This is a genomic window from Caulobacter sp. B11 (genome assembly GCF_002737765.1).
Classification (GTDB): domain Bacteria; phylum Pseudomonadota; class Alphaproteobacteria; order Caulobacterales; family Caulobacteraceae; genus Caulobacter.
In genome coordinates, this window is record NZ_PEGG01000327.1 from 1 (window position 1) to 3611 (window position 3611).

At 68.3% G+C, this 3611-nt stretch carries 5 protein-coding genes; 4 read left to right on the forward strand and 1 reads right to left on the reverse strand.

The annotated features are described in order from the left end of the window. The 4 genes from CSW58_RS15430 to CSW58_RS12065 all read left to right on the forward strand — a co-directional run. Window positions 1–272, forward strand: a 272-nt coding sequence (locus CSW58_RS15430) for a hypothetical protein (RefSeq protein WP_236627810.1), incomplete at its 5' end; no start/stop codon positions are given. Continuing rightward, window positions 269–934, forward strand: a complete 666-nt coding sequence (locus CSW58_RS12055) for an AAA family ATPase (RefSeq protein WP_099447446.1) — start codon at window positions 269–271, stop codon at window positions 932–934. The genes CSW58_RS15430 and CSW58_RS12055, both read left to right, overlap by 4 nt. Before the next feature lie 162 nt (window positions 935–1096). Continuing rightward, complete coding sequence (locus tag CSW58_RS12060; RefSeq protein WP_099447447.1) at window positions 1097–2299, forward strand: pyridoxal phosphate-dependent aminotransferase; 1203 nt, start codon at window positions 1097–1099, stop codon at window positions 2297–2299. A gap of 124 nt (window positions 2300–2423) precedes the next feature. Beyond that, a complete protein-coding gene (locus tag CSW58_RS12065) occupies window positions 2424–3005 on the forward strand; it encodes a carboxymuconolactone decarboxylase family protein (protein WP_099447448.1) in 582 nt (193 codons plus the stop codon). 10 nt (window positions 3006–3015) lie between these two features. On the opposite strand, the gene CSW58_RS12070 is transcribed toward CSW58_RS12065, so the two are convergent. Continuing rightward, the coding region (locus CSW58_RS12070; RefSeq protein ID WP_099447449.1) for a glutathione S-transferase family protein at window positions 3016–3611 on the reverse strand (596 nt) is incomplete at its 5' end.

The window sequence follows — 3611 nt, forward strand, 5'->3', positions numbered from 1 at the left end:
CGCCAGGCACGGGCGTTCATGTTGGTGAAGAATTCGACGAGGCGCGCGATCACCGCTCCTGCCTCGCCCATGCCCTGCCCGGGTCAAGCGCGACAAGCCGGCAATTCGCCTTTGCCGCGTGCAAAAGTCAGCCGAATGCGCGCCAGCAGCGCGCCTTAGGGTTAAGATTCGCCCGGCGCGACAAACCCGTTGCGGACCTGTCGTACAACAGCGTTATTTATCCACAGGCCGTGGCGTGCGACTCGACGCCGAGCGGAGGGGAAACGACGTGAAGACGGTCGCTGTGATCTCGCGCAAGGGCGGAGCCGGCAAGACGACCGTCGCCGTCAATCTCGCGGTGAGCGCCTTTCGCGCGGGTCGCAAGACCATGCTGGCCGATATCGATCCCCAGCGCTCGTCGTTCGACGCCCTGCGCGCCCGCACGATCGACGGCCCCGCCCTCGCCGGCATCAGCGCCGGAAAGCTGTTCCACGCCAAGTCGCAGGCCGCGCATGACGGTTTCGAGCTGTTGGTGGTCGACACCCCCGCCGCGCCCGACAGCGACGTCGTCCAGGCGGTCAACAGCGCCGACCTTTGCCTGCTGGTCTGCCGCCCGACCTTCCTGGACATCGCCTCGGTCGCCCGCTCGGCGGAGTTCGTGCGCAGCCTGGGCAAGCCGGGCCTGATCATCCTCAACCAGGCGCCGCCCAAGCGGGGCGGACTGGAGCCGGTCACCGTCCAGAAGGCCGTCCAGGCGCTGCGGTTCTGCAGCTTGCCGGTGGCCTCGGTCGGCCTGCGCGCCCGGGCCGCCTACCAGCAATCGATCGCCCACGGCCGCTCGGTCGGCGAGTGGGACGCCAACGGCGCCGGCGCGATCGAGATCGCCCGCTTGTGGGAAAACGTCGCGGCGATGCTCGCCTTCGACGACAAGGACCAGAACGCCAAGGTCGGTTAGGCCGCCCGTCTCCGCGCCGAGGGTGCCTTTGGCCCCTGCATCTTGCACTGTCGGCCCGACAGGCCGCCTTGTCGCGTTGCACCGCGGCAAGCGGAAGCGTAAAGACCGCGCAATCCTGAAACCGGCCACTTTCGCCAAGCCTCTCCAGGGGAGTCCTGAATCATGTCGCTCGAGTCCGCCGCCCTGCGGCGCATCGCCCCCTCGGCCACCATCGCCATCAGCGCCAAGGCCCGCGCGCTGAAAGCCGCCGGCCGCGACGTGATCGCCCTGTCCGCCGGGGAGCCCGACTTCGACACGCCGGACAACATCAAGGACGCGGCCATCCAGGCCATCCGCGACGGCAAGACCAAATATACCGACCCCGACGGCATGCCGCAGCTGAAGGAGGCGATCTGCGCCAAGTTCAAGCGCGAGAACGGCCTCGACTACAAGGTCAGCCAGATCCACGTCGCCCCGGGCGGTAAGCCGGTGATCTACAACGCCCTGGTCGCCACCCTGAACCCCGGCGACGAGGTCATCATCCCCGCCCCGTACTGGGTGTCCTATCCCGACATGGTTCTGCTCGCCGGCGGAACCCCCGTGGCGGTCGAGACCACGGCCGACAGCGGCTTCAAGCTGACGCCGGACGCGCTCGAAAAGGTCATCACGCCCAAGTCCAAGTGGCTGATCATCAACAGCCCCTCCAACCCCTCGGGCGGCGCCTATACCCGCGCCGAACTGCAGGCCCTGGCCGACGTGCTTCTGCGCCACCCGCAGGTCTGGGTGCTGACCGACGACATGTACGAGCAACTGGTGTTCGACGACTTCGCCTTCACCACCATCGCCCAGGTCGAGCCCCGGCTCTATGACCGCACCCTGACGATGAACGGCGTGTCCAAGGCCTATGCCATGACCGGCTGGCGCATCGGCTATGCCGGCGGTCCCGAGCCCCTGATCAAGGCCATGGCCAAGATGATCAGCCAGACCACCTCCAACCCCTGCTCGATCAGCCAGTGGGCGGCCGTCGAGGCCCTGAACGGCACGCAGGACTACATCAAGCCGCACCAGAAGCTGTTCCAGGAACGCCGTGACCTGGTGGTGTCGATGCTGAACCAGGCCAGCGGCCTGCACTGCCCGACGCCCGAAGGCGCCTTCTATGTCTATCCGTCCTGCGCCGGCCTGATCGGCAAGACCGCCCCCAGCGGCAAGGTGATCGAGACCGACGAGGACTTCGCCGTCGAGCTGCTCGAGACCGAGGGCGTGGCCGTGGTGCACGGCGGGGCCTTTGGCCTGTCGCCGTTCTTCCGCATCAGCTACGCGACCAGCAATGACGTGCTGGAAGACGCCTGCGGCCGCATCCAGCGCTTCTGCGGCAATGTGAAATAGACCTCTGGCGGCCCTGGCCTGAAGCCGGGGCCGCCTTTGCCTCCAAACAACCGTTTGACCCGGAGCCGCCGAGCGGGCGATCCTTTGGCCAACGCGGCCTCGGACCGCGAGCAGGAGGACGCCGATGCGCTTGAGCCAACCCCGAATCCAGCCGGTGGCCCATGACGGCTGGACCCCCGAACAGGCCGAGATCCTCGGCCCCCTGGGCGGCGGCGGCGTGATCCCGGCCGGGCCGGTGCTGAACATCTTCCGCACCCTGGCCCATGCGCCCAAGGCCCTGAAAGCCTTCCTGGGCTGGGGCAACTACATCCTCTCCAAGAACAACGACCTGCCGGCCCGCGAACGTGAGATCGTCATCCTGCGGATCGGCTATCTCTGCCGCTCGGGCTATGAATGGACCCAGCACGTGGCGATCGGCCATCGCTGCGGGCTGAGCGCCGCCGAGACCGAGAAGATCAAGGCCGGTCCGGACGCCGGTTGGAGCCCGGCCGACGCCGCCCTGGTGCGGGCCGCCGACGAACTGCACGCCGACCAGTTCATCACCCCGCCGACCTGGGCCGCCCTGCTGGCCCATTTCAGCGAGAAGCAGGCGATGGACGTGGTGTTCACGGCCGGCCAGTACACCCAGGTCTGCATGATGCTCAACACCTTCGGCGTACAGCTCGACGCCGGCCAGACTCTCGATCCCGACCTCAAGGCCTATTGAGCGCTCGGATTTAGTCGTCGATCCAGTCGCTCAGACCTTCGCGGGCATGCACCTCGCGCAGGCTGGGCAGGGCCCGCATCGTCGCCAGGTAGCGGCCGATATGCGGCCAGCGCGCCGCCGGCCGCGGCATGTTGCGCGACCAGCGCATCAGCATCGTCGCCAGGAAGTCCACAGCGCTGAGCCGCTCGCCCAGCAGGTGGACCCGGCCATCGGCCAGCTGGGCGTCGAAGCGGTCCCAGACCGCCTCGATCTGGGCGCGGCTGACCGCCTGGACCGCCGCTGCGGCCTCGGGACCGGCCGGCTCGTCCGCATAGAACCAGGCCCGGAAAGCCGGCAGCAAGGTGTTGGCCAGGGCGACCATCTCCTGCAGATAGGCCGGCCGCAGCGGGTCGCCGGGCGGCGGCGCCAGGCCCGCCTCGGGATGACGCTCGGCCAGCAGCATCGCCAGGGCCGCGCATTCGCGCACCGGCGCGCCGTCGACGATCAGGGTCGGCACCCGGCCGTCGGGATTGAGCGCCAGATAGGCGGCCGACTTCTGGGCCATGGCCTTGGTGTCGATGAGCACCAGTTCATGCGGCGCGCCGATCTGGATCAGCATCCAGTGGA

Bases quoted from the DNA above. Each gene is read 5' to 3' on its own strand.
- CSW58_RS12060 (WP_099447447.1), top strand. From the start codon at position 1,097: ATGTCGCTCGAGTCCGCCGCCCTGCGGCGCATCGCCCCCTCGGCCACC.
- CSW58_RS12065 (WP_099447448.1), top strand. From the start codon at position 2,424: ATGCGCTTGAGCCAACCCCGAATCCAGCCGGTGGCCCATGACGGCTGG.